This window comes from Ideonella sp. P3_A4, from assembly GCF_056403075.1.
This window is the reverse complement of record NZ_JBFUGE010000691.1, coordinates 1-2,965: the sequence shown is the minus strand read 5'-3', so window position 1 is coordinate 2,965 and position 2,965 is coordinate 1. Positions and strand designations below refer to the sequence as shown.

General features: G+C 59.0%; 3 protein-coding genes. 2 read left to right on the top strand and 1 reads right to left on the bottom strand.

Annotation, left to right across the window (positions count from 1 at the left end; all coding sequences use genetic code 11):
• The first annotated feature begins 152 nt into the window (after positions 1-152).
• Positions 153-1,505 carry a response regulator gene (locus AC1DYI_RS31215; protein ID WP_477207998.1) on the top strand — a complete coding sequence of 451 codons (1,353 nt, stop codon included), beginning with the start codon at positions 153-155 and terminating at the stop codon, positions 1,503-1,505.
• A gap of 39 nt (positions 1,506-1,544) precedes the next feature.
• On the opposite strand, the gene AC1DYI_RS31210 is transcribed toward AC1DYI_RS31215, so the two are convergent.
• Positions 1,545-2,570 carry a hypothetical protein gene (locus AC1DYI_RS31210; RefSeq protein WP_477207997.1) on the bottom strand — a complete coding sequence of 342 codons (1,026 nt, stop codon included), beginning with the start codon at positions 2,568-2,570 and terminating at the stop codon, positions 1,545-1,547.
• Between the two features lie 139 nt (positions 2,571-2,709).
• Between AC1DYI_RS31210 and AC1DYI_RS31205 the strand changes: the two genes are divergently transcribed.
• Positions 2,710-2,965, top strand: a 256-nt coding sequence (locus AC1DYI_RS31205; RefSeq protein WP_477207996.1) for a hypothetical protein, incomplete at its 3' end; no start/stop codon positions are given.

Sequence of the window (2,965 nt, the reverse complement as noted above, 5' to 3'; positions counted from 1 at the left end):
ATGAGAGATATTCGGAGGCAGGCTGATCACATCGAGGCTATTGATTCAAGGTACAAGCCTTTCGCCGACAAGTTAAGGGTTTTGGCGAAGTCATACCAATCCAAGGCCATCCTGGATATGGTCAACGATTGCGTTGAAGGGAATGCACGTCGATGAACACTCGCTTGCCTGAGTCCGGTGAATCGTCAACGATTTTGATCGTCGACGATACGCCCGCGAATGTGGCAGTGCTGGCCGACTATCTGGAAGACCAAGGTCTGCGCATCGTGGTCGCTCAAGATGGCCAGGAGGGGCTGAAGCGGGCGGCGTTCGTCAAACCGGATCTCATCTTGCTGGACGTGCTGATGCCCGGCATGGATGGCTTTGAAACTTGCCGCCTCTTGAAGGAGAACCCTGCGGTCCTGGACATTCCCGTCATTTTCATGACCGCGCTGACGGACACCAGCAACGTCGTGAAAGGTTTCAGGTTGGGCGCTGTCGACTATGTGACGAAACCCATTCAGATCGAAGAGGTGATGGCGCGTATTGGCACGCATCTGGCTTTGCGTCGGGTGAACAAGCAGTTGAGCGCCAAGAATTTGATGCTGGGGCAGGAGGTCAAAACTCGGCAGGTGGCGGAAGAGGCACTGAAAGAGGTCAGCGCTGAACAAAGCCAGTTGATAGGCAAACTGCGGGATGCACACGAGCAGCTGTTGCAATCTGAAAAAATGGCTTCGGTGGGTCAGCTGGCGGCCGGTATTGCCCATGAAATCAACAATCCAATTGGTTTCTTGAACTCCAATATTGGTACGCTGCAGAGCTATTTGGAGACCCTGTTCGAGGCCCTGGATTCGTGCGGCGAGGCCATTGCTCAGTCCACCAGCTGCGCCGAGGTTGCGGCGCGTTTTGAAGAGGTCAAGGCCAGAGCCGAAATAGATTTCTTGAAGAGCGACATCACTGAATTGATGAAGGAGTCGCGAGAAGGTCTGAAACGAGTCAAAGACATTGTTCAGGCGCTCAAGGATTTTTCCCATGTAGGCGAGGCCAACTGGCTGGAAACAGACCTGCACCGAGGTCTGGACAGCACGCTGAACATCGTCAACAACGAGATCAAATACAAAGCCACGGTGACCAAGGAGTACGGCGAGTTGCCGTTGGTGAGGTGTCTGGCTTCGCAGTTGAACCAGGTGTTCATGAACTTGCTGGTGAATGCCGCCCAGGCCATTTCGGGGTTCGGCGCCATCAAGATACGCACGGGTTGCGCCGACGATTGGGTGTGGGTGGAAATATGCGATACAGGTTCAGGTATTCCGCCTGAGATCTTGAATCGAATCTTCGACCCGTTCTTCACCACCAAGCCAGTGGGCAGCGGCACCGGACTGGGCTTGTCGCTGTCCTATGGGATCGTGCACAAGCACGGTGGGCGCATCGAGGTGAAAAGCGAGCTGAACAAGGGGACTTGCTTCACCGTRCATCTGCCCGTCAACCCAGTCGAATCGGCGCAGGACTCGGGCGACTTGACCTGAGGTGGTCAGCGGACAGAGGCTGCCCCCTTGCAAGCGGGGTCACTTGCTGTTGGCGCAAAGGTCGGCAGTGAACCAGAGTTCCTTGCGTGCCAGCGGTGTCTCTGGTGGCAGCACCGGGTTGAACAGCTCGATGACCGTGCGACGCTCCAGCTTCGCCTGAGCGATGGCCGGCGCGTATTGCGCGCAGAACAACTTGTCGAAACTGCCATCGGCAATGGCACGCTCCAGTCCGCTGCGGATCGTGTCTGCCAGTGCGGCGTCGCTCCTGTTGGTGAAGAAGTAGAACGCCGTGGGATACCGAATCAGCAGATGCTGGTCGATGACCGTCCCGTCTTTGCGATGCTGTTCTTCTTCGGCCCAGATCTCGACGATGGAGCGCGGAAAGTAGTCGAAGCGCCCCGCGGTCAACATGCGAAACAGGCTGTCGTACAGCGGTACGCCCATCACCTCGATGCCATTGCCACGCAGGATGTCGGTGTCGGGCCAGTCATGCCCCTGGCCGGCGACGAAGCGGCGCAGGTCTCGCACGTCATGCACCGTCTCGAATGCGGAAGACCGGTCTTCCCGTACCAGCAGCAACCGCCAGCCGATCAGGCCCTTGAAGATCGGAATGCGGATCGGCAGCAACTCGGTCTCGCGCTTGATCGAGGTCATGCCCCACGCCACGCGGATCGTGTTGCCTTGGGCAAGCTCGAAGAAGGAGCGCCCCTGGAGCATGGGGACGTCCGACACCCGCAGCACGTACTGCGCGGCTCCAGCCTTGTCCAACGCCAGCTGCAACAGCTTGATTGGATAGGCGTCCCGCACGTCGCCGGGCGATCCGGACTGCGGGTAGGTGACTGTTTCGGCGCGTACCAGCAGGCTGCTTCCGCAAAGGCACAGCAGCATCAGCCATTGGCACCACCGCGTTCTGAAGGCAGCGCAAATTCGCCCGGCAAGCCGTCGAACACGTGGTAGTGCGCCACCTATGGCGGGTGTCTCCTGCAAGCCATCTGCCCACGACTCCGGCATGCGTGCTGGCGGCATGTTTCGCCTGTCACCCATAAGCCCAGCAGTCTGCGCCAAGAAGTACGGGTCGTCAAAATTGGCGCGGCTCTTCGCGGCCGCCCGGTCAAGCCTCTCAAACCTTTCTCTTTTGCCAACGATGGCATCCGAAGCGAGTGGCGCTGCGTATGCTGGGCAACCGCTTCTGCCGATGACTTCAATGCTTCTTCGCCTTCCCCCTGTCGTTCGTTGGCTGGCCGCGCTGGCTGGTGTGGCCCTCGTCCTGTATCTGCTGGCCCTGGCGTGGTTGTGGTTCAGGCAGGAGCGTTTGCTTTTCTACCCGGAGCCGTGGCCGAGTGAAGACCCGCCGGCGCTGGCAGCGCCGGATGTGCACAGTGTCTGGGTCGAGGTGCCGGGTGCGAAGCTGCATGCCTTGCACCTGCAGCAGCCGCAGGCGAAAGGGCTGGTGTTCTTCC